Source organism: Vibrio sp. KUL78, assembly GCF_059725505.1.
The window spans coordinates 997,916-1,022,999 of record NZ_AP045838.1; the positions used below are offsets into that span (position 1 = coordinate 997,916).

Annotated in this window: 26 protein-coding genes and 2 pseudogenes; 13 read left to right on the forward strand and 15 right to left on the reverse strand. The window is 45.7% G+C overall.

Going from position 1 to position 25,084, the window contains the following annotated elements:
* Positions 1-42: 42 nt before the first annotated feature.
* Together AC6I8Y_RS21080 and ppiC are read right to left on the reverse strand one after the other, a co-directional pair.
* On the reverse strand, positions 43-399 hold the full coding sequence (locus tag AC6I8Y_RS21080; protein WP_042469905.1) for a YibL family ribosome-associated protein: 357 nt from the start codon (positions 397-399) through the stop codon (positions 43-45).
* A 46-nt stretch (positions 400-445) separates the two neighbouring features.
* Positions 446-724 (reverse strand): peptidylprolyl isomerase PpiC, encoded by a 279-nt coding sequence (ppiC, locus tag AC6I8Y_RS21085; protein ID WP_004737764.1) that lies wholly within the window; start codon positions 722-724, stop codon positions 446-448.
* A 178-nt stretch (positions 725-902) separates the two neighbouring features.
* On the opposite strand from ppiC, the gene AC6I8Y_RS21090 reads away from it, so the two are divergent.
* Complete coding sequence (locus tag AC6I8Y_RS21090; protein WP_252015434.1) at positions 903-1,808, forward strand: chemotaxis protein; 906 nt, start codon at positions 903-905, stop codon at positions 1,806-1,808.
* Between the two features lie 41 nt (positions 1,809-1,849).
* Here the strand turns inward: AC6I8Y_RS21090 and AC6I8Y_RS21095 are convergent, their stop codons facing one another.
* Positions 1,850-2,476, reverse strand: coding sequence for a lipid-binding SYLF domain-containing protein (locus AC6I8Y_RS21095; protein ID WP_498023018.1), 627 nt, complete (start codon positions 2,474-2,476; stop codon positions 1,850-1,852).
* 168 nt (positions 2,477-2,644) lie between these two features.
* Here AC6I8Y_RS21095 and mtgA point away from each other — a divergent pair, with 168 nt between their 5' ends.
* Complete coding sequence (gene mtgA / locus AC6I8Y_RS21100) at positions 2,645-3,322, forward strand: monofunctional biosynthetic peptidoglycan transglycosylase (protein ID WP_498023019.1); 678 nt, start codon at positions 2,645-2,647, stop codon at positions 3,320-3,322.
* 4 nt (positions 3,323-3,326) lie between these two features.
* On the opposite strand, the gene AC6I8Y_RS21105 is transcribed toward mtgA, so the two are convergent.
* Positions 3,327-4,550, reverse strand: a complete 1,224-nt coding sequence (locus AC6I8Y_RS21105) for a multidrug effflux MFS transporter (protein ID WP_498023020.1) — start codon at positions 4,548-4,550, stop codon at positions 3,327-3,329.
* Between the two features lie 88 nt (positions 4,551-4,638).
* On the opposite strand from AC6I8Y_RS21105, the gene AC6I8Y_RS21110 reads away from it, so the two are divergent.
* Positions 4,639-5,535 carry a LysR family transcriptional regulator gene (locus tag AC6I8Y_RS21110; RefSeq protein ID WP_498023021.1) on the forward strand — a complete coding sequence of 299 codons (897 nt, stop codon included), beginning with the start codon at positions 4,639-4,641 and terminating at the stop codon, positions 5,533-5,535.
* A gap of 177 nt (positions 5,536-5,712) precedes the next feature.
* Here AC6I8Y_RS21110 and AC6I8Y_RS21115 read toward each other — a convergent pair whose 3' ends face one another.
* The 5 genes from AC6I8Y_RS21115 to AC6I8Y_RS21135 all read right to left on the reverse strand — a co-directional run bounded on the left by AC6I8Y_RS21115 (position 5,713) and on the right by AC6I8Y_RS21135 (position 8,485).
* On the reverse strand, positions 5,713-6,534 hold the full coding sequence (locus tag AC6I8Y_RS21115) for a hypothetical protein (protein WP_498023022.1): 822 nt from the start codon (positions 6,532-6,534) through the stop codon (positions 5,713-5,715).
* A 22-nt stretch (positions 6,535-6,556) separates the two neighbouring features.
* Positions 6,557-6,895, reverse strand: a complete 339-nt coding sequence (locus tag AC6I8Y_RS21120) for a hypothetical protein (protein WP_498023023.1) — start codon at positions 6,893-6,895, stop codon at positions 6,557-6,559.
* Positions 6,896-6,899: 4 nt separating this feature from the next.
* The gene (locus AC6I8Y_RS21125) at positions 6,900-7,355 is read right to left on the reverse strand and encodes a hypothetical protein (RefSeq protein WP_498023024.1); all 456 of its coding nucleotides are present in this window, start codon (positions 7,353-7,355) and stop codon (positions 6,900-6,902) included.
* Between the two features lie 10 nt (positions 7,356-7,365).
* On the reverse strand, positions 7,366-7,707 hold the full coding sequence (locus tag AC6I8Y_RS21130; protein ID WP_498023025.1) for a hypothetical protein: 342 nt from the start codon (positions 7,705-7,707) through the stop codon (positions 7,366-7,368).
* A 541-nt stretch (positions 7,708-8,248) separates the two neighbouring features.
* Positions 8,249-8,485, reverse strand: a complete 237-nt coding sequence (locus tag AC6I8Y_RS21135; RefSeq protein WP_128649424.1) for a hypothetical protein — start codon at positions 8,483-8,485, stop codon at positions 8,249-8,251.
* Between the two features lie 205 nt (positions 8,486-8,690).
* On the opposite strand from AC6I8Y_RS21135, the gene AC6I8Y_RS21140 reads away from it, so the two are divergent.
* Positions 8,691-9,272 (forward strand): FMN-dependent NADH-azoreductase, encoded by a 582-nt coding sequence (locus tag AC6I8Y_RS21140; RefSeq protein WP_394149267.1) that lies wholly within the window; start codon positions 8,691-8,693, stop codon positions 9,270-9,272.
* Positions 9,273-9,414: 142 nt separating this feature from the next.
* On the forward strand, positions 9,415-9,789 hold the full coding sequence (locus AC6I8Y_RS21145; protein WP_498023026.1) for a hypothetical protein: 375 nt from the start codon (positions 9,415-9,417) through the stop codon (positions 9,787-9,789).
* On the opposite strand, the gene AC6I8Y_RS21150 is transcribed toward AC6I8Y_RS21145, so the two are convergent.
* Positions 9,758-10,603, reverse strand: a complete 846-nt coding sequence (locus AC6I8Y_RS21150) for a hypothetical protein (protein WP_498023028.1) — start codon at positions 10,601-10,603, stop codon at positions 9,758-9,760. The two genes, AC6I8Y_RS21145 and AC6I8Y_RS21150, sit on opposite strands and share 32 nt — an antisense overlap.
* 168 nt (positions 10,604-10,771) lie before the next feature.
* Between AC6I8Y_RS21150 and AC6I8Y_RS21155 the strand changes: the two genes are divergently transcribed.
* A complete protein-coding gene (locus AC6I8Y_RS21155) occupies positions 10,772-12,094 on the forward strand; it encodes a ferredoxin reductase family protein (protein ID WP_498023029.1) in 1,323 nt (440 codons plus the stop codon).
* Between the two features lie 76 nt (positions 12,095-12,170).
* Here AC6I8Y_RS21155 and AC6I8Y_RS21160 read toward each other — a convergent pair whose 3' ends face one another.
* The 3 genes from AC6I8Y_RS21160 to AC6I8Y_RS21170 form a co-directional block, all read right to left on the reverse strand.
* On the reverse strand, positions 12,171-13,190 hold the full coding sequence (locus AC6I8Y_RS21160; protein WP_498023031.1) for an FAD-binding oxidoreductase: 1,020 nt from the start codon (positions 13,188-13,190) through the stop codon (positions 12,171-12,173).
* A gap of 56 nt (positions 13,191-13,246) precedes the next feature.
* Positions 13,247-14,908 carry a hydroxylamine reductase gene (gene hcp / locus AC6I8Y_RS21165; protein WP_498023033.1) on the reverse strand — a complete coding sequence of 554 codons (1,662 nt, stop codon included), beginning with the start codon at positions 14,906-14,908 and terminating at the stop codon, positions 13,247-13,249.
* Positions 14,909-15,107: 199 nt separating this feature from the next.
* Entirely contained in the window at positions 15,108-15,845 is a 738-nt protein-coding gene (locus AC6I8Y_RS21170) for a FadR/GntR family transcriptional regulator (protein WP_234496311.1), read from the reverse strand.
* Positions 15,846-16,051: 206 nt separating this feature from the next.
* Between AC6I8Y_RS21170 and AC6I8Y_RS21175 the strand changes: the two genes are divergently transcribed.
* The 7 genes and pseudogenes from AC6I8Y_RS21175 to AC6I8Y_RS21205 all read left to right on the forward strand — a co-directional run bounded on the left by AC6I8Y_RS21175 (position 16,052) and on the right by AC6I8Y_RS21205 (position 22,966).
* Positions 16,052-17,290, forward strand: a complete 1,239-nt coding sequence (locus tag AC6I8Y_RS21175) for a M20 family metallo-hydrolase (RefSeq protein WP_498023068.1) — start codon at positions 16,052-16,054, stop codon at positions 17,288-17,290.
* A gap of 46 nt (positions 17,291-17,336) precedes the next feature.
* Positions 17,337-18,728, forward strand: coding sequence for a YfcC family protein (locus AC6I8Y_RS21180; protein WP_498023035.1), 1,392 nt, complete (start codon positions 17,337-17,339; stop codon positions 18,726-18,728).
* A 37-nt stretch (positions 18,729-18,765) separates the two neighbouring features.
* Positions 18,766-19,479 (forward strand): DUF1028 domain-containing protein, encoded by a 714-nt coding sequence (locus AC6I8Y_RS21185; RefSeq protein ID WP_498023036.1) that lies wholly within the window; start codon positions 18,766-18,768, stop codon positions 19,477-19,479.
* Between the two features lie 151 nt (positions 19,480-19,630).
* Positions 19,631-20,352, forward strand: a pseudogene (locus AC6I8Y_RS21190) (amino acid ABC transporter ATP-binding protein).
* Entirely contained in the window at positions 20,352-21,146 is a 795-nt protein-coding gene (locus AC6I8Y_RS21195) for an amino acid ABC transporter permease (RefSeq protein ID WP_498023038.1), read from the forward strand. The pseudogene AC6I8Y_RS21190 and the gene AC6I8Y_RS21195 overlap by 1 nt, the downstream one beginning before the upstream one ends.
* Positions 21,147-21,217: 71 nt before the next feature.
* Entirely contained in the window at positions 21,218-22,042 is an 825-nt protein-coding gene (locus tag AC6I8Y_RS21200; RefSeq protein WP_498023040.1) for a transporter substrate-binding domain-containing protein, read from the forward strand.
* 5 nt (positions 22,043-22,047) lie between these two features.
* Positions 22,048-22,966, forward strand: a pseudogene (locus AC6I8Y_RS21205) (amino acid ABC transporter permease).
* Positions 22,967-23,001: 35 nt separating this feature from the next.
* On the opposite strand, the gene cyoE reads toward AC6I8Y_RS21205, so the two are convergent.
* Both cyoE and AC6I8Y_RS21215 read right to left on the reverse strand, forming a co-directional pair.
* On the reverse strand, positions 23,002-23,919 hold the full coding sequence (gene cyoE, locus AC6I8Y_RS21210; protein WP_234496304.1) for a heme o synthase: 918 nt from the start codon (positions 23,917-23,919) through the stop codon (positions 23,002-23,004).
* Positions 23,916-25,082, reverse strand: coding sequence for a COX15/CtaA family protein (locus tag AC6I8Y_RS21215; RefSeq protein ID WP_498021559.1), 1,167 nt, complete (start codon positions 25,080-25,082; stop codon positions 23,916-23,918). Before AC6I8Y_RS21215 ends, cyoE begins: the two co-directional genes overlap by 4 nt.
* Between the last annotated feature and the right edge of the window lie 2 nt (positions 25,083-25,084).

A 25,084-nucleotide genomic window follows, 5' to 3' on the forward strand; every position in this document is an offset into this window, starting at 1 on the left:
GCGCACTAGCTAACTAGTGCGCCTTTGAAAAAGAGATAATGATTAGAATGGCTTAGGAGCGTAGCCAGTCATTACCTTCAGCTTCAGCTCTTTGCCAATTTTAGTCATTGGGTGAACCACAACTAAGCCTTTTACTGACTTTTTCAGTTTACCCATATCAGCCTGCTCAGCTTTGGTAATTTCACGAGAAAATGGCATGTCGAGCAAGCTTTTGCGCTCTTTGTTCATGTCATAGCTCTGCTTGTGTTTCATTTGAGCGATCTTTTTGGTGATTTTATCAATCTCATCCGTAAAGCGTGAGATCAACTCATTGTCGCCACGAGATTTCGCTCCATCTAACTTGTACTTACACTTGTCGAGGCGGTTATTTAGTTTTTGAAGTTCTTGTTTCATGCTCATGGCGTTAACCCGTATGCTATTGAATTTTTGATGGAATAATACTCTATTAAGTGCGATATAAGACTTTTACAACATGCCAGCCAAACTTAGTCTTTACCAAATGAGGAACAAGCGTTTCACCCGAAAAGCACACCTTATCAAACTGTGGCACCATTTGACCTTTGCGAAACTCACCCAGGTCACCACCTTTCTTGCCAGATGGACACGTAGAGTATTTTTTTGCAAGCGTTTGAAACTTCGCGCCTTTCTTAAGCTGTTTAATGATATCTTCAGCTTGTTCTTTGTGTTTTACCAAAATGTGAAGTGCTGCCGCAGTTCTTGCCATGGTATGCCTCTGTGTTATCGCGAGTATGGGATGATAAGTGGCGCAGAGTGTAATCTAAACTGAGATGTAAATCACGTTTACTTTTCACGCAGTTAAACTTTTCTAACGATCTGCCGCATTAACTTTTAGCGATAAAGTTTATAAAATCAACCTATTGGTGATTAGAGTAAGAATTCAAATGAAAGCAAGCATCAGTAAGGCTAATCAATCTCAGGGCATGTTGTTGTTTACCCTTAACATGCAAAAGCAGCGTTTTGCCATTGGTACGCTCAAGGTGCGTGAAATTGTGCCTTTTCTGCCGACCACGCAAATCCCGTATTCGCACCAGCATGTTGTGGGGACGGTCAGCATACGTGGGCTTACTGTACCAGTCATCGATATGGCTGCTGCTATCGGGTTCCGACCTATCGCCCCTGAAGAATACAACAGTACTTATCTGGTCGTGACCGACTGCCTTCGCACGGTGGTGGCGTTTATGGTCCGAGATATCGATAAAATCATCGAGTGTGATTGGAAATCTATTGAACCTGCACCAGAGAGCAGTGGCAAAAATGTATTCGTCACAGGTGTAACACGCTTTAATGATCAGATTGTTCAACTTCTTGATGTAGAGCTTCTGCTTTCTAAGATCTATCCGCAATATGCCGATACCAAGATCCCGATGCTTACCGACGTGCAGCGCGAGAGAATAAAGGCGCTTAATATTCTGCTTGTCGACGACTCATCCATCGCAAGAAAACAGCTGGGTGATGCGCTAAACCAAATCAGCATTCCATTCGATCTCTGCAAAGATGGCAACAGTGCACTTGAATTTATGCGTGCAAAAGCCTCGCGAAATGACGCGATAGATATTCTCGTGAGTGATATTGAGATGCCGGGGCTGGATGGCTATGAACTCGCCTTTGAAGTACAAAATGACCCTGCACTTGGTCACGCTTATCGTATTTTACACACCTCACTTTCAAGTGAAATGTGTACCGAAAGAGCCCATCAGGTAGGGGCGCATGAAGCGCTGGTGAAGTTTAATGCCGGCGAATTGATCGAAGCCATGTTGCGAGGCGCAGAGAGTCTAACCGCTAACTAGCCATGACGCCTCTTTTAGAGGCGTCATTTATTTCTATTCAACTATTCCGCGTCGTAGTTGTTATTTGGGGCAAATGAGAAGCCCTGACCACCGATCGATGCTTCGTACATCAGACCCCCTTTGGTCATAGTAAACACAGCCATACCATTGATGTAGGTCGCTTTACTCTGCTTATCACCCGCTTGTGCTCCAGCACCTGTTGAGCCAGCTTGTGCGCTCGCTCCAAGTGTCAGAGCCACCGCTGATGCTTGCGCACCAAATTCAAAGCTACCGCTCGTAAAGGCGTAGTAATCCGCTTTGCTTTCGAAGAAGATGATTTCGCTATAGGCCTGAGCGCCCAACTGCAAACCGATACTAAGCTGCGCTAATGTCGAATCGCCAACGTGTGTACCTTGACGATAAACCTGACCTTCGCCATAAGATCCACCGATACCAAACCCGCCTTTACCGACAGTTGGAAACACAGCATAACCATACGCATTTTCAAAAAACGGCTGCGTGGCTTCTGCTTGCTTAAACTTATTGAGAGTGGCTTCATACTTACTGCTAGATTCTGAAGACGTGGTGTTTTGTGCGTTATTAACATCTTGTTGAGCCTCCTCAGCAAATACGCTAGGAGTAACGGCAATACATACTGCAAGCAGTAAAGGTGAGGCTTTGACGAACATGTGCTTTCCTTGTTTTTGATAGGCAACGTTAGTTAAGATACTAACTTATTGGATATGCACAACATTAGACGATGAAGGATTTTAATAGTTCAACGGACAAGCTCGGTATTTTGCGTCGGCCCATGTTTCACCCTAAACTAAAGAGTCGCACTTAACTCCCGTAAGGCAATGAAAACTATGCTAAAGAAGCTATTGCTCAACTTGGTTTGTATCCTACTCGGCGTTCCATTGCTCTTAGTGCTGTTTTTTAAGTTTGTTAATCCACCGATTTGGGGGTGGAAAATAGCGCGTACCCTATCTCCCCCAAACGGGTACCCTGAACAGACTTATCATCAATGGGTATCGTTCTCTAATATCAGTCCAAACATGCCCAAAGCTGTGGTCGCTTCAGAGGATCAAAAATTTCCATCTCATTCAGGTGTCGATTTTCAAGCGCTGTTTAGTGTTATCGCACAAAGTGGCTCATCGGGACCATCACGAGGCGCAAGCACCATCACCCAACAGACAGCAAAAAATGTGTTTTTGTTTCCGAGTCAAACCTATGTGCGAAAAGCATATGAACTGTATATCGCGATGCTGCTTGAGCTGATCTGGGGTAAGGAGCGCATCATGGAAGTTTATCTCAACGTCATCGAGTTTGGACCGGGCATTTATGGCGTCGAAGCCGCGAGCCAACAATTCTTCGGAGTTCAATCAAAAGAACTCACTGCCATTCAAGCGGCTCAACTTGCCGTCGTGCTACCGAATCCATACAGAATGCAGCCTACTCCCATGTCTGATTATGTGAACAAGAGAACACACTGGGTTGTCAATCAAATGAATAACTTAGGACCGCTTACTCTCTAACGCGTCAAGGCGTCTCAACATCACTAGCAGAACTAACGCCTTGCCCAAAGCGTCGTACTTGGCTCATCAGCAATACGACAACCATGATTAGAGCGGACATCAAATAAAAACGCCCCAATGAATCTTGTGTGGTTACCCACTGTTCAACCAAATATCCGCCAAAAACACCCGCAATAACCATTTGTATTGAGCCCGATAATGCAGAAACGGCACCGGCTTGCTCTTTATGTGGCCCAAGCAGCAGCGATATAGAAATAGGAAAGGAAAGTCCTTGAGCCACCGTGAGCCAAGTAAATGCGAACAATAGGTTAAAGACAGTCATCTCAGTCATCATCAGCCAAAGACCAGATAAGCTCATAATGATGATTGCAAGAAACAAGATCCAGCTGGTCGAGAAGAACCGATTGAGAATATTGAGCGACACACTACCCATCATCAATCCAGCCGAAGGGATGATCATGACAGAGCCATATTCAGCAGCCGTCAACCCCAACTCATGCTGCATAAGAAATGGAAACAGGCTTAACGTCACTACTGCCCCAAGGTAACTTATCCAGTTATAACTCGCGCTGCCTATAACTTGAGGGTTGACCATTAGCTTGGCGTAATTGCTCATAACTAGGCTCGGTTGAAACGGTCTCGGCTGATAAGGCAGAGTCTCAGGTAAAATAAACCAACCTAAAACAAAAATAGCGACAAGATAAATCAATACAAAAACAAACACCGCCTCCCAACTAAGGTGAAACGCAATCCATCCACCGAAAACAGGCGCGATAATTGGCATGACTGAAGCAGTAACTGAGATGTAAGAAAGTGCCTTAGTAAGTTGCTTACCATCATAGCTGTCTCTGAGCACACTTCGTCCAAGTACTGATGCGCTCCCCGCTCCCAAGCCTTGCAACAAGCGTCCGATCTCCAGTGCGGTAAAATGTTCGTTAAGGACAATACACAGCACTGTACCGAGCAGATAAACACCTTGCCCTAAGATAAAAACAGGGCGTCGGCCGATCGCGTCAGAGAGCGGGCCATAAAAGAGTTGTGATAAGCCAAAACCAACCAGGAAGAGTGTCACGAGCATCTGCACATCAGCATGGCCGATGGATAAGGACTCGCTAATAAGAGGCAGCGAAGGCAAGTAAATACTCACGCCGACTTGGCCCGTTGCAATGATCATCATTGCGAGCAACATAGGGGTTTTGTTGAAGGATTTATTGTGTTTTTTATTCATACACTCATTCTATATTGCGTATGAATCATTGATAATACACTATAAAGGAAACAGAATACGTCCTAACAGGAAACAATAAGAGGTCTTCATGGATTGGATATCATGTATCAACACCTACATTCGTGTCGTAGAAGAAGGCAGTTTCAATGGTGCGGCTCGCCGACTCAATACCACCAGCTCAGCAATCAGCAAACGCATACATTGGATTGAAGACCGCATCGGCGTCCAGCTTCTCAAACGAACCACCAGATCCGTAACGCAAACCGAAGCGGGCGCCCTATTTTATCAGCGCGCTAAAGACTCTTTGGATCGCTTTCAGTCAATTATTGACGAAACTCGCTCAGTCAACGAAACACCCGCAGGTCTGCTTAAGATTGGCGCAACCATAGCGGTCGGCTCTAAATTCTTAGTTCAATACCTGAATGACTTTTTAGCTCAATACCCGGACATACGGATCCAATTGACAACCACAGCGCCTGGTGAACTGCCAACCAGTAATCTCGACGTATTTATAAGTCGTGAGTTAGAGACGCTCAACTCACTGAGTATGAGGCAAACGGCTCTCTTTGAGCAAAGAATTGGCTTTTACGCCGCCCCCTCTTACATAGAAGAGTTTGGCGCACCACAAACCGTCGAAGAGCTTAAACAGCACAACATTCTTATTTGGGGAGAACGTCCACAGCGCGAATACAAAATATCGAAAAACCAACGAATCATGCTCTCAGGAAACTTCGCGACGACTAACCCAGAAGCCCTCTTCTATGCAGCTAAAAATGGTATGGGTGTGCTGATTAGTAACGATGTAATGATCAAAGAAGACGTTAAGTCCGGCGCATTGATACGCGTTCTGCCCGAAATTCAAGCAATGGACTCGACTGTCTATGCCTACTATCCAAAACTAGATTACGAACACACTCGGACCAAGCTGTTTCTCGATTACATCAAAATGCGTTTAGCTCAGTCGAACGATGAGAAGTTAATATGATCAAAAAGCTTTAACTCTGTTAGCTTACCGGCCAAAGCTCACTCGCATTCCAAATGTTTAGCGGGTGTTGCTGACGGCTAGCTCTTCAAAAATGTTCGCCCATCGGCTAAACAATTCTAGATAGTCGTCAAATGTGTTCAAAGCAGTTTTAAGAACTATTTGAGGGCTCCCTTTCAATTAGGCGAACATGAATCCAGCGGCTATGAAACCAAAAAATCCGGCAGCGATAATCTTCCACGTGCTGTTTTCTTTCTTGGCTGCTAGCTCTTGCACTTCCTTGATGATCCTCTCTGTGCCTCTTCTCGTCACATTATGCGCTGCACATAATCGGTAATACCTAAAATGCAATGTCTTAAGGTTCGCTTTGTAGTGGTCGGTTAGCTCGATCCACTCTTCCTTTGTGTAATCTCGGTTGACTGCTGTCGAGGTGCTCGCTGTCTCTGGTACGAAGCTGATGATATCTAAATAAGCGATTCCCGCTTTTTCATCGATTTCCCATCCCTTAGCGTCTGGCGTGGACTGCTTCAGTCTGTAGTATTGATCGAGTTCGTTGCTGAAAAGTATTTCTTCGTTTACGTTGCGCGATACCGCTATAACATCTGTCAAGATACCTACTTTTTGCTGCAGCTTGGTTAGGTTTTGCATCTTTTCCAAATAATTCAATGAATTATTTTTCTCCTCTCCAGGTTCTTTGTTCGGAAGATTTGATTTATTTCGTCGTTTAGAACGGTGTCTAATTTTGGACTCAATCTTCGCCGTGAAGGTCGACTCTAGTCGCTTCTTATATGGCTTCGATAGTTGCTTTCCAACCAGTGCTTTAAATCGACGAAGGTCTGAAAATTTCCTTAGTTCGGATTCGTCCTCGACGGACACGTGTTCGAACTCTGGTTCAATTTCTGGCTTCGGTGGCTCGGCTAGCGCCCTCGGATTCTGTGGGGTTCTGTGCTTGCCGCCTTGTGGCTTTTTCTTTGGTTTTACTAACTTCTCTAGTCCTTCCATGATTAGACTCCGTTCGTTTTGCTTACCTTAGAATGTTGTAAATCATCTTCTGTAGTCTGAATTGGCGCGACTCCATGTATTCCATGCGTTCAAAGTAGCGGTTGCGCTTCTCTGGATAGACCCAAAGATTATCGATGCAACGGATCATGCTTTGACTCCAAACGTGCACATTCGCATCGATGCCAACTTCTTCTAACACCCCTAGTTTGTGCTCACATGCAATTATGAAACGTGCGTCTTTCTTGTCGTCCCTGATGTGTTCTCGTTTAGTCTGCTCTACATGTGAGACAGTTCGGTCAGCGATAACGCTAAAAACTAGACTCGCGAACAAAGTTATGGCGATAGTAGCTGCTATCTTCATGGCTCTAGTTACCCTCCGGCGATTGATCTGGTAGTTCGATTTCGTCAGGAATTAGTGCTTCGATTTCTAATTCGAAGATGTTCTCTAGACCATTACCGTCGACGCTGTAGATCACTTCTCGGTTGTCTAGATCGATTTGTGTATCGAGCCATTCTTCTAGCCACTCGTTGTATAAATCGCAGTTCTCTGACTCGTGCCATTTCTCCGAACGCTCTAACAAGTAGTCTTCATTTTCGCCCGCGATATGCTCTAGCTTCTCGTGAAGAGATTCTGTCTCCTTTTTCTCTTGGTCGATGAGCTCACCAAGTGTGCAACCGCCGATTGTTGACTCTTGGAGCATCGTCGAAATACGCTCATTGATGCCATCGATCAACTCTTTGATGTTTATTTGAACCGACTCGATTTGCTCGATGTTGGCTTGAATCGCGTGATAATCCTCATTGTTAATTCGTCGTTTCATGGTCTTGCTCCTACTTAAATTGTTGTAGAACGTAGCCTGTGTCGAATACGCGCGGGCTGATTTCAAGCGCTTTCATGCGTAGCTCTAAGCTGACGTTGAAAAAATCAAACTCTGCATTTTGATTAACACCCCGAAAATGTTTGCTCATTCTTGCGGACAATAGTTCGCAAGCTAACAAGCATTTGAGTCGTCTTCCTGCGTAGGCTTTTTCGAGCGTTGCCATAACTCGCGTTAAGTACGTGTCGCCAAAATGCGACATGACCATATGTGATTCGTCTTCCGTTACTCCGGCGCTCATAAACTCGTTAATCAATCCCTGTTTGAACTGCTTCAGTAGATGTATTTCAAGCATGCCTATACCTCCAAAACCTGCAACCGTGCATGAAGCCCATCATAATCAAGGTATTTTTAGGTTCCACCCTCGCTTTTGATGGATCAAATCCTACAAATGTTTTTTTTCTTAGGTAATAAGAAGAGTTAACGAGTGGTGATTTATTGTTCGTTACACTTTCTAATCATCCGTTTCGCTTCTTCGAAGATTTTTTCTACAACTAGTGGATTTTTGGGACGAATTTGGACAGCTTGCGTAAGCTGGCTTTGCAACTTTTGTTCTTCTAACGTGCTTGCCACGACTCGATAGATGCTGGAGTTTACAGGGTAGAATCCCTAGGCAGGTATTATAGTATGTGAGGTAAATTGATTGCTTTGTCGGTGTTATTGCAACATATCTAATCGACTACAAAATCACTCGCAACATTGATTTTTAGACTCGTCACGCTCGCGGTAGAGCCACACTTTCACACTGTCGACTTATAGCAGATTATGCACTGTTACATCACGATGTAGGCATTAGCGACTGCGATGGTCCCGTTAAGCCAATGCCCAATATTAGGTCATGCAGCACTAGTAAAGTGCAACTTCGCCTTAGCAAAAAGAAGCTCTAAACCATAGATAGCAGCAAAGAGACAAGAGAAGAACCATGCCGACTGAACAGCAATAACAAACCAGCTATTTTTCCATTCAAGTGCTGTATTTACAATCACTTGCATGCCAGTAAAATACACTGCAACACCAACAATTAGCGCTACCAACAAAGACATCACCGTAAGAATTGGAAACCATTTCGCCATAAGATACTCCTGATAGATATGGTAAGTTCAAAGATTCTTTGTAAGTTGCTGCATTAATAATGCCACTTTTTGTGTGGTTATTTTCTTGTTCAATTTTTTCGAACTAGATACTCAATCAAAGCGGCTTATCAGTTCTCTATCTCACATCTAAACTGAGCACATTGATAGGAAAGCGAGCAATGCTTTCATGAAAGAGGATAACCCCATGTCTAATACACTTGTTTTGAAATCGAGCATTCTTGGCGACTACTCACAATCTAACCAGATTATTGAGCAAGCGATTGAAGGTAAATCCAACGTTACTATTCGCGATCTCGCAGCGGAGCCTGTTCCTGTTTTGGATATGGCAGTAGCAACCGCATTACGAAGCACGAGCGACGACCTTAGCGATGAGCTTAAAGCAATTGTTAAGCTGTCTGACGAACTAATCGCAGAGCTTCAGAACGCTGAAAAAGTGGTCATCGCTGCACCGATGTACAACTTTATGATCCCTACGCAGCTAAAAAACTACTTCGATCTCATTGCTCGTGCTGGTGTGACATTTAAGTACACAGAGACAGGTCCGGTTGGTCTTATCAAAGACAAAAAGGTTGTTGTAGTCACCACTCGTGGCGGCATTCACAAAGACACGCCTCGCGACAGTATGCATGATTACCTTGCAACGATTCTTGGCTTCCTTGGCATGACTGATGTTGAGTTCGTATACGCTGAAGCACTCAACATGGGTGATGAGCCAGCAGCAGAGAATCGCGCGTCAGCATTGGAGGCACTTGCTCCACTCGTGTAATCGCGTAGACAAATTAAAGTGATGAGTGCCGTTTACAGACATTCATCACTTCTTCTGTACATTTCCCAACCCCACAGTTCAAATTCCATACAAACCTACGACAGTTCTCCACGGATATAACTGCACGCCCGTGCAATAATTGATGAGTCCACTTTTTGGGGGAGTCGCGTTGGTCGTTTTCTTCACTTTCTTTCTAAGCCTATATTACTTAATCGCTTTTCCTGGCGGGGTTCGCGCCTACCAGAGAGGTCAGTTGAGCTTAGGGGACGCATTTCTACCGCTTAGCGTATTCGCTACATGGTCACTGCTTGCGACGTCAGGAATTGGCGCACAAAGCTTGGGCAATCTTGTTGAGCTCGTCTTTTTACTGGGTGCTTCGGTCGCTCTGTTTTACATCAGGCTTTGGTTCGTAAAACTTCACCCTACAAACGCAGTACTGTCTTTGATTGCGCTCTACTGCATTGTCATCGCGCTTGTTGTATTAACTAGGATGAGCTTTCCGTTGATACCTGAATAGCTTGCAGTTTAAACCGCAGTGCTTCTGCAAACTCCCTAAGCTGGCGGGCGTTATCTGCGTGTAAAGGATCACCACAGGCTCTGCCATTGTTGGTAATCTCAGGACTGGAGTAGATTGAAAGCAGCTCGGACTCATAACTCATTATGGTTCCCGCACCACCACACTGAAACCCTCGAGCATAGGGCTTCAACCGATCTTTGTTCATGTCTGAAGTATGCTTTTCTAAGGTTTCATCCAGTACCTTGAACCAAGAACGGTCATCGTGCCAAGCCCAAGATAAATGCCCTAATTCATGCTCTAGCGTGTACTCGTCAGCGTGTTCAGACAACAAAAAGAACTGGCTATTTACATCAGGGTTGGTCGTGCCAATGGTGTATTCCTCAAAATAGCCATCGTCGACCGCTAGGATGACACCATAAAAATGATTCGGGGAAGATTCAATGTATCGATGTTTTTCTTCTCCAATCAGTTCAGCTAAATCTTCCCTAATCTTGTCGATATCAAACAGAGCTCTACCACTAAAATCCACCACTGAAACCTCAGCTACGCTTCGCTTCATCGGTATGCAAGAGTTTTTCATGATGACGTTACTTTTTCTCACGGAACGCTCAATCTCAGTCGTGACCTCTTCTAGACCATAGTTCTCAATCACGGTTTTCGACACAAAGAAAAAAATCGGCGTTTCGACAAGCTCTCCCATCGAACACTCTGGCAACCTCATACCTGGTTTATCAACTTTGTAGAACACCGGAATCAGAGTTAATGACAAACAGAACATAATTATTAGGCTTTGAATAGACAGCAGTTTTTTCATTTTAATATGCACTTTAGCTTATATTGTTTAATCCTAACCTAGAGATGAGATGAATAGTGATTAAACCTCGCTAAAGCCAACCTAGCTCAAGCATTTACATTCATTTACCTAGCATGACGTTGCCTTACATAGCATGGCGTAGAGTTAAAGCTCAACAGGAGCGTTATTATGAAAAAACTCTATTCTATGGTGCTCGCCCTCGTGTTGGTGGTGACCTTTATCTGGTTTCAAGCCGAGCCCTCATTGCTAGACAATGAGAGCTTTATGCCGTGGCGAAGCGCATTACTACAACTCACTGGAATCGTTTCAGTATTGCTTCTGACCCTTACCATGTTGCTGGCACTGCGACTTCCCGTCCTTGAAAATCTTACTCGAGGGTTAGATAAATCATATCGTCTACACAAGTGGACAGCGATATATGGCGTCATCATAGGTGCAGTGCACTGGCTTTTAGCTATTGTGCCGAAACAGCTCGTTAGCGCTGGCTATATGGAGCGTCCGCAACGCGGTTCACCGGCCTCGATCAACCCAGACTCACTTTATGCTGTGATTCAACCACTTCGCGGCAGCGCTGAAGCCATGGGAGAATGGATGCTGTATCTGTTTATTGCTCTTACGTTATTAGCGCTGTTTACTCCAGTAAAATACAAGGTGTTTAAATGGACGCACAAGTTGATGGCCATTGCGTTCGTCGTCATTGGCTACCACTCACTTGTATTGTTGAAACACGCGTATTGGGATAATGCGATAACACCAATTACTGTTGTTATCGTTTTAGCGGGCGTTATCGCCGCGTTGTGGAGCTTATTAGGAAAGATTGGAAACAGCCGCAAGCACGTAGGTTCGATCGTCGACGTCCATTTCAACGAAGAAAACTCGACGACTGAGGTGATGGCACAACTTCCATCTTGGAAAGGGCATCAATCCGGTCAATTTGCGTTTATAAAACTTGGTGATGAAGAGCCTCATCCTTTCACTATCGCGTCGTTCGATAAGGGAAATCAGCAAGTGGGCTTTTTGGTCAAAGCATTAGGAGACTTTACCTCCGACATTCAGAACCGAGTGTCCGTAGGTCAACAAGTCGAAGTGGAAGGACCTTATGGTCGATTTGATTTCAACGACAACCGAAAACAGATATGGATTGCGGGTGGCATAGGCTGCGCGGCATTTAAGGCGCGTCTAGAGGAGCTCGCGACATTGCAGTCTAATGACAACGTCGTGTTCTACTATTGTACCCAAGCACCATCAAAAGCCTTGATCGAGGAGATGGAGATCGCGGCTGCCAAAGCAAACGTCGAGTTTCATGTCATCGATAATAGACTTAAACCGTTTTTGTCTATCGAGCAGATACACCAAAAACACCCTGACTTGGCGGAGCGCAGCATCTGGTTTTGTGGTCCTGTAGGGTTTAAAGATGCCCTGCTAGCACAGCTCAAAACACTAAAACTTGACGCTTCCATGTTCCACTCTGAGCTGTTTAACTTCCGATAGCCCAATATTTCTCGTTTAAACGCAGTGACAAAAAAGGCGCTGAACACGCGCCTTTTTAGTCAATCTTCGACAGCTATTAGTTAAGGCTAACCTCTACATCGGACTTGATAGTACTCGAACATGCCAACACATAGCCATTCGCTCTATCTTCATCTGACAAGGTTTCAAAGCTTGTAGACTCAACCTGACCAACCTTCACTTTGCACTTGCACGAACCACAGATGCCACTTCGGCACGCAGCGATGACAGGCACTCCACCTTTCTCGAGCGCATCGATCAGCAAGCTACCTTCATCAGCTTCCAGCTCCATACCAAAATCTGGCACTGCGACTTTTATCACGCTTTCTCCCACCTCAGCATTCAACTGGGTAGGAGTAAAACTTTCTTGATGGAACTGGGACATATCAAATTGCGCTTCTTCGAGGGCTGACTTGACCGCTTCCATGAAGCCTGTAGGGCCACACAAATAGACGGTACGATCTCGAAAATCCGCCACCAACTTATTAATCCAGTCGAGGCTTATCATGCCTTGTGGAAAGGTCGTCCCAGCATTGTCTTCAAGCAGCATGTTGAGATTAAAATGATCCACCGAGCGGTTTAGCTCAACAAGCCTGTCAAAATAGATGGCGTCTTGCTTACTCTTAGCGAGGTGAAAGAACTCAATATCAATATTTGCATCTTGCTCAAGCCACTGATCAACCATCGACATAATAGGTGTCACACCGCAGCCAGCACTCAGCATCAGCACTTTCTGTTTCGGAACACAATCGACATTATTAAACTGCCCAACCGGTGCTTGCGCATCTACCTTATTTCCCACCGCTAGGTTGTCAACAATGTGGTTAGAGACCAAACCGTTAGGGACACGCTTAACAGTAAACTTAAGACGTTGTTCACCTGGTACTGAGCTGATCGAATAGGCGCGAAACGTCTTGTTTCCATCGATATCAAAACCAAGTGAAGAAAACTGTCCTGCCTTGAAGTCGAACGAATCTTGCTCAGAGTCACTCGATAGCTCGAATGACACCGAGTCTGGTGTCTCAAACCATTTCTTGGTGCAGGTTAGTTGAATTGTCTCTGAATCGGACCATGCCATTTTGCTTCTCCTAATAAAGAAATGACGCCTAGAGGCGTCATTTCCGTCACCTACGTTTACGCTGCCAGAATCGTTTTTAAGTCCTCTTCCACGGTTGTAATACCGCGCATGTCGAACTTATCTTGCAGAATGCCCATTAGGTTATCGGTTAGGAATGCAGGCGCTGTTGGACCGGTGTAAATACCTTTCACACCCAGTGCTAACAAGGTCAGTAGAATCACGATCGCCTTTTGCTCGAACCAAGAAAGCACCAGTGTTAGAGGCAGTTCGTTGATATCACAATCGAACTCGTTTGCGAGAGCAAGCGCGAGTTGGATTGCTGAATAAGCATCATTACATTGACCAACATCCAACAGACGCGGGATGCCGTTGATGTCGCCAAACTGATTTTTATTGAAGCGGAATTTACCACAGGCCAAAGTCAAAATAACGCTGTCTTCTGGCGCCTGAGCAGTAAAGTCTGTGTAATAGCTGCGCTCAGATTTGTCGCCATCACAACCGCCGACTAGGAAGAAGTGCTTAATCGCGCCCGCTTTCACTTGCTCTACTACTGCTGGAGCTGCTTGCATCAACGCATTACGACCAAAACCAACCGTGATCATGTGCTCGATTTCGTCATGCTGGAAGCCATCTAGAGCTAGCGCGCAGTCGATCACTTGTTTGAAATCATCACCTTCAATGTGAGCAACACCCGGCCAACCTACGATACTACGCGTGAACAAGCGGTCAGCGTATTGGCCGACATTCGGGTTGAGCAGGCAGTTGGAGGTCATCACAATCGCACCTGGGAAGTTAGCGAACTCCTTCTGCTGGTTTTGCCAAGCGCTACCATAGTTGCCAACAAGGTGTGGGTATTTTTTCAGCTCAGGATAAGCGTGAGCAGGCAGCATCTCACCATTTGTGTAGACATTAATGCCCAAGCCTTCGGTTTGCTGAAGGATCTTTTCTAAATCATGCAGGTCATGACCAGACACAAGGATACACTTACCTTTAACGGTCTTTACATTCACCTGCGTTGGCTCAGGATGACCGAAGGTGTCAGTTTCACCTTTATCGAGCATCTCCATGATTTTGTAGTTCATCGAACCAATCTGCATTGAGGTATTAAGCAGTGGCTCAAGGTCAACGGGGTCAGTGCCTAGCCAAGCCATGATTTGATGATATTCACCATACACAGCTTCGTCAGTCTGAGACAACACGCGCGCGTGCTCAAGGTATGCCGCCGCGCCTTTTAGCCCATATAGGCAAAGTAAGCGCAGACCAATCACATCCTCGTGCAGGCTGTCATGACCACGGTTTACTGCCGCGGTAGGGGCAAACTCTAGTAGTGCTTCTTTTGTTGTTGGTAGCTCAAATTTCGCCGCAGGAGATAGCTCATCGATGGCAATACCTTTGACCAGAGATGCTGCTTGTACTTGCTGCTGAAGGCGAGTTTTATATTGTGCTGCTAGATTAGAGAGCTCGATGATGCGCTCTGGGTCGAAGTTAACGTTAGTTAGTGTCGAGAAGAAGGCTCTCGGCGCCCACTGGTCAATTTCTTGGTCAACAATACCAAATTTACGACCTTGGTCAGCCCAGAATGAAACACCCTGCAGGGTATACACTAATACGTCTTGTAGGTCGGAGACTTCTGACGTTTTGCCACACATACCTTGTGTATATGAACACCCCTTAGAGACAGGGGTTTGAATAGTTTGCTCGCATTGAATACAGAACATAATAAGGACTCCAGTATTTTAAGTCGTGCTTTGGTACTTAGCCAAAGCTGATTATTTCCTGAAGCCCTTATAGCATTTCGCATGCCAATTTTTATCTATCTGATTTAAATGAGTTTAAACAATAAATTAACAACCAAATAAGTCATTTAGACTCGCAAATAAAACCATTCATTTAACCACTATTGAGTCATAATGACTCTTATTCATCCAGGAAGCGGTTCTCCATTTCAACTTCCTGTACTTTCATTAACTTAAGTGCTGTCTTCATATGTTTTTGCATGACTCTGTATGCCATTTCCGAGTCACCCACTCGCAAAGCGTCTATCAATGCAACTTGGCTGTCTAACCCCGTCTTCCACAGATCGTAGTTTTCTGGTTCATAAAGCTTTCGATATATGGTCATATCCGACAACATCTGAGCAGTAAAACGAACCACTAGCTTGAGCAATTCATTCGACGAATAATCAGCCAAAATTCGGTGAAACTCTATCGAAGCTAGGTGGTGTTCCCTCTCTTCAAAGATATCTTTTGGTGGCTCAGCGTACTTGTTAGTCTGGTTTTTCAGTTGCTTCAATTGCGTTACTGACAATTTCCCAGCTAAGGAGGCTGCTAGTTGCGGTTCAAGTGCCAAGCGAATCTGATATAGGTCATCAATCGAAGATTCTCTAAAAAACAGATAATTACTGAGTAACATATGTGCTTTGGATTCTGAAACTTCAGAAACAAAGACGCCTCCTTTGGGACCCGTTTTTGTCTGAAGTAATCCTTGAGCGTCCAGCAGTCGCATTGCTTCACGCACCGTGCTTTTTGATGCATCAAACATTTCCATAACTTCTGCTTCATTAGGTAAACGATCACCCGGCTGAAGCTTCTGCTCCACAATCCACTTCTTTATTGAAGACGCAACATTCTCTGTACGTCGTTTTTTAACGGCCACGCGCCACCTCTGTTTACACGTTGTTTCATCTACTACCGTAACTGAAGATCTCTTTAGGGTGAAGTAGTTACGTACATAGCTCTTCACGAACAGCTTTCATTTTGCTCACAAAACCATCAGCACCATTTGCATTTATCATGATAAATGGTGTATTTTGCCAATTTATCATGATAAATAAGCAAACGCAGCATCATAAAACGGAAAAAATTATGACATTAACCTCGACTTCAACACTTGCTTGGGAATGGCTAGAACAACTCGCTCAATGTTCAGAAACTACTCATCCCGATACTGAGGGAGTAACACGCCTTTGCGCGACAAAAGAGCATCGTGACGCTCTAGAGCTACTTCGCGAATATATGCTTGAGTCTGGAATGTCTGTATCAATGGACAATGCTGCTAACCTGATTGGCCGTTACGCCAGTAACCAACCAAATGCAAAAACACTTATCTTCGGTTCACATCAAGACACCGTTCCTAACGGTGGCAAATACGACGGTATTCTTGGCGTCGTTGCACCGCTCGCGCTGATTCACCACTTCAACCAGAACAACATTACTTTTCCTTACCATATTGATGTCATCGCGTTTAGCGATGAAGAAGGAACGCGCTTTCAATCAACTCTACTTGGCTCGAAAGCTATCTCAGGTATCTTCGATCCAGCGATGCTTGATGCTAAAGATGCTCAACAGGTATCGCTGCATGACGCTTTGGTCGACTTTGGTTGCCAACCAGAGCTCATTGAACGAGACGCTTACCTAGCGGATGACGTTCTTGGGTTTGTGGAGCTGCATATTGAGCAAGGTCCTCAGCTTGAGTCTGCTAAGTTGCCAGTAGGGGTTGTGTCAGCCATTACCGGGATCGAGCGCCATACCATCACGATACATGGAAAGGCCGGTCACGCAGGGACGGTACCGATGAACAATCGTCAAGACGCATTGGTAGGCGCCTCTCATGTGATTACTCTGTTTGATCGGTTATGTAAAAGCGATGAGGACCTTGTCGGTGTCATCGGCAAGATCGAAAACTTCCCTAACGGCGTCAACGTGATCCCTCAGCGCACCGATATCACAGTAGAACTTCGCTCACCAATTGACGCTAAACGTGTTCAAGCAAGAGAAACATTCCTAAAAGGCGTCGAACAAGCGCTAACAGCACTAAACCTGAATTACGACCATAGCCAAACCTACGAGCAGCAAGCCGTTCAATGTTCGAAAGCGTTATCTTCCAAACTCGTAACTGCAATAGAAGCTTGTGGCATTGAAAGTAAGACTCTGTTTAGCGGTGCAGGTCATGACGGACTGGCTGTCAGCTCGCTGACCAATATCGCCATGCTGTTCATGCGATGTACCAATGGTATTAGTCACCATCCAGATGAAGCCATTCTGCCGGAGGATCTGGAAGCGTCGATTAAAGTACTAAAAGAATTCTGCCTAGCAATATAAAAACACTAAGAATATTCCTAGAATCAAATAATGGAGAATATTGGACATGGAAATGACCAATCAGATAAACACAACATCAAAGCGTCCCTGGTATAAGTCGATGCCAGATCCCATGGTACTGATCTTCGGTATCTTAGTCGCAACCTATTTACTGACGTTTGTCGTACCATCTGGTGCGTTCGAAAGAGCGGTTGTCGACGGGCGAACTACCGTAATCCCTGAGTCGTTTACCTTGCTAGCCGACGCCCCATTAGTGCATGTTTTCGACATTTTCGTTGCGATTCCTAAGGGATTGATAAGCGCAGCCCCTTACCTATTTATCGTTTTCATCGCAGGTGGTTTGTTTCACATTCTTCAGCGTTCTGGTGCTCTAGAGAATGCAATCGGTGTAGCTGTAAATCGTGTTGGCGTACAAAACCGCAATCTAATCATCACGGTTGGCACTTTCATCTATGGATTCTTTGGCGTCGCTGTTGGATTTGAAAACAATATCGCCCTTGTTCCTGTTGCAGTGCTCATCTCCGCTGCAGTGGGTTACTCAAGCCTTGTTGGTACTGTTATGGCCGTCGGTGGCATAGGTATTGGTTTCGCATTATCACCGATTAACCCATACACCGTCGGTGTTGCTCAGGGTATTGCGGAGCTACCTACTTTCTCTGGCGCAGGTTTGCGCACCGCTTTGGTTCTCGCTTCTTTGGCACTGCTCTCACTCTTCATCTGTAAAAAAGTCACAAAGATGGACTTTGTCGAACAAGACGGGAATACAGGTCTTCAGAAAGATCTCAGCGAGTACACCATGAATCGCGAAAACAAGCTTACCCTGATAGCTTTTGTCGCGGGTCTTGGCGTGATGCTTTATGGCGTTTTTGCCAATGGTTGGTACATCAACGAGATTGCCGGTTTGTTCTTACTGATGGCAATCATCATTGGCGTTATTAACAAGATGAATGCTAACGAAATCGTTAAAGAGATGATGATCGGTGCGTCTGGTGTGACCGCTGGAGCGCTGGTTATTGGTGTCGCAGCTTCGATTCAAGTTATCCTAGATCAAGCGCAGATCATCGATACCATCGTTAATGCGCTTAGCTCTCTCATCCAAGACATGCCAATCGCTATCTCAGCCATCGTTGCGAGCGTAGTACAAGGTGTCATCAACCTTTTCGTTCCTTCTGGTTCAGGGCAAGCGATGGTGACAATGCCAATTTTAATACCAGTCGCAGACCTTGTAGGTATGAGCCGCCAATTGATGATCACGGCTTTCCAGGTAGGTGATGGTTTGACCAATCTTATCGTTCCAACATCAGGTGGCACGCTTGCGATGCTTGCGCTTGGCCGCGTCTCGTATGAGCAATGGCTCAAAGCCATCCTGCCATTTATGTTGATGGTGTATGCCCTTAGTTGGGTCGCCTTGTTCATCGGTCAAGTGATTGGCTATTAATATCAATATTGGGGGCTAGTCCCCCTATTTCTAAATTATGACTATATCCCTCTTACACTTTAATCCATCAACAGGTACCTCGGCTTCTATTACTGCAACGGGAGGCCCTGCGGTTGGTGGCTATGTGAACCACTCTTGGCGGTCGCTTGGTGGATGCGCAACACAAGGGCTCTTTACCAACCCTTGGTATGCAGACTTTGTCCAACAACAGTTAATGGATGGGCAGAACGCGGTGCAAATCGTTGATAAGCTCATTGCCTTAGATAGTGATCATGACAAGCGTCAATGTCTAATAATTGACAGCCAAGGACAATCAGCAGCGCTAAACGGTGGCGATAACATCCCCTATATTGGGAGCTTGGCGTTTGACTCCGTCGCTGTCGCCGGCAATATGCTGGAAAATGCTGAGGTAATGACCGAGTTCGCCAGCGCTTTTTTAGCCAGTACTACAAATAATGGGACTGCTGTGCTTTCCAAAGGAGAGCGCCCCATATACAAACCTGACTATGAAACCTTTCTGCCAGAGTCTCTGATTACCGCACTTGAAGCCGCATTAAATGCTGGGGGCGATAAACGAGGCACAGTGTCAGCCTCTTTGCGAGTGGAATATACTGACAAAGCACCTATCGACATCCGCGTTGATTGGGCGAAAGATAACCTTATTGAAGAGCTAAAGTTTGTACTCGGAAAAGTCCGAGAGTCCAGCTTTCAAGCATTTCTTGATGGTGTCCCTAACCGTATTGATATTTAACGCATTTTAGCCAGAAGCAACCTGTTGCTTCTGGCTTTTAGCTCTAGCTTATTTTACCCCCGATAGTAGCCACTTTCCTCATTCACTTTGCTTGTTATAGCCATGCGTAATTGCTAATGTAGACGTATATAACAAAAACAATGGGTTCCACGTGAACGCAGTACAATTTAGCAACGTCAATAAGTGGTTTGGAGACTTCCAAGCCTTAGATTCTATCGAACTTGAAGTCAAGCAGGGCGAAATCGTCGTCATTTGCGGCCCTTCGGGCTCTGGAAAATCGACACTCATCCGTTGTATCAACGGATTGGAAGCCTATAACTCTGGTGACATTCAAGTATTGGGACACGGGGTTGGCTCCAAGCAGATAAAGCCCGGTCAAGTGGGCATGGTGTTTCAGCACTTCAACTTATTTCCACACCTTACTGTGCTCGAAAACCTCACACTCTCTCCAATCCGCACGCTCAAACTCTCAAAACAAGACGCAGAGTCACGTGCAATGGAAATGCTAGAACGAGTGAAAATTGCTGAGCAAGCTAATAAGTACCCTTCTCAACTCTCTGGTGGCCAACAGCAGCGTGTTGCCATTGCACGTTCACTTTGCATGAAACCGGATATCTTACTGTTTGATGAACCGACATCGGCGCTAGATCCTGAGATGATCAGTGAGGTTCTTAACGTAATGGTTGAACTCGCAGAAGAAGGAATGACCATGCTGTGTGTGACCCATGAAATGGGCTTTGCAAAGCGCGTTGCTGATAGTGTGGTATTTATGGATGAGGGACAGATATTGGAATCCGCCCCCCTAGTCAGATTTTCGACGCACCGCAGCACCCTCGCACTAAAGCCTTTTTGGAAAAGATCCTCAATCACTGATGCTATTTAGAATACTCAAGCCAGCATTATCGGCATTACTGCAAATCGCACTGGTGGCGTTAGCGCTAGCGTGGCTATTGGACAGCGGAGCCCAGGCAATGGGATATCGTTGGCAATGGGAGCGTGTGCCCGATTACCTCGCCTTTTATGAAGATGGTGAATGGTGGCCAGCGGAGCTTCTCGAAGGTTTGTTAGTTACGATAAAGATCAGTGCCTTGGCCCTGGTCTTTACTCTGCTGTTTGGGCTTATCACCGCGTTTCTCAAAACGTCTAACTCTGTCGTTGGTCGTGGGATTGCGCACGCGTATGTCGAGGGAATAAGAAATACTCCACTGCTAGTGCAAATCTACCTGTTGTATTTTGTATTCGGTCCCATCATTGGGCTCGACCGATTCTCAACGGCGGTGTTCGCTCTCGCGCTATTTCAGGGAGCTTATACCGCAGAAATACTCAGAGCGGGTTTAAATAACGTTCCTAAAGGTCAGTTTGAGGCTTGTCGCTCAATAGGTTTATCCCGTTTCTATACTTATTTTGATGTCATTCTTCCGCAAGTGGTTCGTCGAACCTTGCCACCTTTGACCAACGAAGTGGTGTCACTCATCAAAAACTCGTCCATCGTGAGCGTGATGGCCATATTCGACCTCACGACAGAGGGACGAAACATCGTCGCCGAGACTGCAATGCCATTTGAAATTTGGTTCACGGTCGCGGCTATTTATCTGATGCTAACTTTGACACTTTCTGGTTTCTCCGCGTGGCTTGAGTATCGCCTAAGTCAGGAGAAACGAGCCTAACACTAATCGACCATCGCATTCTAAACCGCTGTTATTTAACGTAACTGTATCTATCACCAAGGAGTCTAACTATGAAAGGGAAACTCAAGCACTTAGTCAAGGCCGCCACAACTGCTGCGATTGGCCTCGCAGTATCATTCGGTGTCACCGCTAGTGACACACCAAACCTAGATAAGATTAACGAACGAGGCACACTAAGAGTCGGCATGTCCACATTCGTACCTTGGGCTATGCGAGACAAGCAAGGTAAGCTTGTAGGCTTCGAGATCGATGTTGCTAAGCGTCTAGCTGAGGATTCTGGCTGGAAAGTAGAGTTCGTACCAACCGCTTGGGACGGTATCATTCCAGCTCTGTTATCACAGAAATTCGATGTCATCATTGGTGGTATGTCAATCACTCCAGAGCGCTCTAAAAGTGTGCTGTTTACCGAACCATACTCTCACTCAGGTGTACAGGTTGCAGCGAGCAAAACCCTCGCCGGCGACTTTTCAAAGATTGAGGACTTCGACTCTCGCCGTGTGAAGATTGCTGCTCGCCGAGGTGCCTTTACGGTTCAGGTAGCACGCGAAACATTCCCTAAAGCGAAAGTACTTCAGTTTGATGATGACGCTCAAGCCTTCCAAGAGGTATTAAACGGCAACGCGCACGCGGTTATCGCATCAAGCCCGAAGCCTGAGCATGAAGCGATTAAACACTCCGATGCGCTGTTTATTCCATTCAGCGACCGTCTATCTAAAGGTAACGAAGCCTTCGCCGTGCGACTTGGTGAAGAAGATAAGAAGGCTTTCTTTGATAAGTGGATCCAAGCACGTACCGAGGATGGCTGGTTAAAAGAGCGCTATGAATACTGGTTCTCAACCCTAGATTGGCAAGACCAGATCGCTGGCGGACAATAGAACTTATGAGCGACACCAACTCAATGAAGATGAACAATAGCGCAGTGCCTTCGCCAAAACAGATCAGCAAACGTTGGAGACCCACACTTCTCGACGGCGTCCTGATCATCGCTTTGATATGCGTTGCCATATGGCTAACCTACCGTTCATCGATCGGTATTAACTACCATTGGCGCTGGAGCCAAGCATTTGAGTTGGTGTTCACTCCTACCGCCAATGGCGGCTTACCTTATTTCGTTCAGGGCATCATCGCCACGATACGCTTAAGCGTATGGGGAATGGTGTTAGCGGTGACTCTTGGGACCGCGTTGGGTTTTAGCAAAACACTCTGCTATCTCTGTTTTCAGTGTACCTGCCAATATATTTATTCAGTTGGTCAGAAATATCCCACCACTGGTATTTGTCTTCATTTTCTATTTCTTTATCTCGAATCAGTTAATTCCATTGCTGGGACTGAGTGATATCTTGAGAGGGTATACGGGTGAGGTTTCTGCGTGGCAAGCCTTTCTGTTTGGACCAAGTTCATTGTGGGAAAACCTTCTTTCTGGCGTTATCTGTATCGGCCTGCTCTCATCCGCTTATGTTGCAGAGATTATCCGAGCAGGTCTATCAGCCATTCCAAAGGGGCAATGGGAGGCAGGAAAATCATTAGGGTTATCGACTTGGTACCAGTATAAAGATGTCGTCGCTCCACAGGTTCTAACTGCCGTGGCACCAGCACTCGCGGGACAAGCTATTTCTTTGGTAAAAGATACCTCTATCGTTTCGCTGATATCGATTCAAGAAATGACGTTTGTAGGTACTGAAATGGCCAACTCTTCGGGACTTATTTTTGAAATCTGGCTTATCGTTGGCGCTTGTTATTTCCTATTGTGCCTTACCCTATCTCTGCTTTTTAGAAGGTTTGAGACGCAGCAAAGATAAGGTAAAACAATACGTTGGAACTACTTTTTACATAACTATATCGCCACATAGTGATCAACAAGCAATAGAACAAATAGCACCATCAAATGAATGATAGAGAACTTAAACGTCTCCATTGCCGTTTTCTCTGTCGCAGCCACTTTTAACTTCCAAGCATAATAAATAAAGCCAGCGCTTAAAAAGGTGGATCCAGCAAGATAGACAAGTCCTGTCATACCAACAAGCGCAGGCATAAGACACACTAGTGCCAACAGTATGGTGTAAAGCAAGATTGAGGTTTTGGTGTATTCAACACCGTGTGTGACTGGCAGCATTGGAATATCCGCTTTGGCGTAGTCGTCTTTGCGGTGGATGGCCAGTGCCCAAAAGTGTGGAGGGGTCCAAATGAAGATAATCATCACCAATAGCCATGCATTCGCATGCAACTCCCCCGTCACCGCGGTCCAACCTAAGAGCGGTGGCATTGCCCCCGCAATACCAGCGATCACAATGTTTTGTGGGGTCGCACGCTTTAAATAAAGCGTGTATACAACGGCATAACCCAGCAAGCTCGCGAACGTGAGCCAAGCTGTCAGCCAGTTTACCCCAAGCGCTAACACCACAAACCCAAGCACACCGATAGACGTCGCAAAAGCAAAGACCTTTCCGGCGCTGAGATCGCCAGAAGGCAGCGGTCGTTTATGCGTTCGAGCCATTATGGCGTCAATGCGTCTATCAATAAGGTGATTGAATGCAGCAGCGGAACCAGCCATCAATGCAATACCTGAAAGACCAAGCACACTAGCTTGAACGGGCAGAGCTCCTGGTACCGCCAGACACATCCCCACCAATGCCGTTAATATCATCAGCGCAACCACTTTGGGCTTGGTCAAGGTAAGATAAACGCGCCAGTTTACGGAGGACTTAACAACAGTGGTATTAGCCGTCGATGCCAAGATATTGGTTTTACTCATAGAGAACTCTCCTTGTCTCCAGATGCCTTAAGCGTTTTTATCGGTGTCGTCGCTTCGACAACGGTTAGATTAGGTTTTTCCGCTCGAATATAACGCGCACTGCGCAGTGCATAATTTGTATGAATAAGACTGAGTAGCAATAGCGCTGCACCTAGGTTATGCAGCACAGCGACCGGAAGTGGTAAATGGAACACCACATTACTGATGCCAAGCGCTAATTGAACACCAAGAATAACCGCAACAACCATGCCCAGCTTGCGAATCGCTTCGTAGGGATAACGAAGTAACCTAAATGCCAGCATGCCGACAATCAACGCCACAACAATGGCACCAATGCGGTGAGTTACGTGAATCGTCATTCTTGCAGGATATTCCAATACCCCGAATTCGTAGTTATCAAAGCCAAAGTGAACGGGTGTAAACGCGGTTTTGAAGTCCAGATACTGAGTCCAGTTGCCTTCACAAATAGGCAGCGCAGTACAGACAACAGCCGCGTAATTAGAAGATGTCCAACCGCCTAGAATGATTTGACCAACCGTGACAACCAATGCCAAGAGTGCAAATGCCTTCAATCGAGAGCTAACGAGATTTAGAGCGGTTGGTGAGATTGGTCTATCGACCACCTTAGGCTCAAACGACTTACTGGTATTTTCCAAATTCTCTTCTGGTGTATTCTGTCGTCTTATTTCCAATTTAGGTCTTAGCTTCAGATAAGTGAAAAACAGGAGCGAAAACATGGTAAAGCCGCCAATGAGGTGTCCCATAACAACAATTGGCATCAGTTTAAGAGTCACTGTCCACATACCGAGCGCTGCTTGAAAGATAATCACCAGAGAGAGCGCGACGGGTAGTAGCGTTCCTAACTTGTCTCGGCACTTAGCTAAAGCGATGCCCGTAATAGCAAACACCATTAACCCCAGACCGCCCGCAAGATAGCGGTGAATCATTTCTAGCCAAGCCTTATAAGGTTCCACGGCTCGCTCTGGATATAGAGTATTGGCAACTTCTACGTCCACTTTAGAGCTCGGGACGGTCAGCTTGCCATAGCACCCTGGCCAATCTGGGCAACCAAGCCCAGCATCAGCCAAACGTGTGTACGCTCCCATGGCAATAACCACAACGGTCAAAACGATTGCAGCTTTAACTAAGTTCATTAATCCCATAG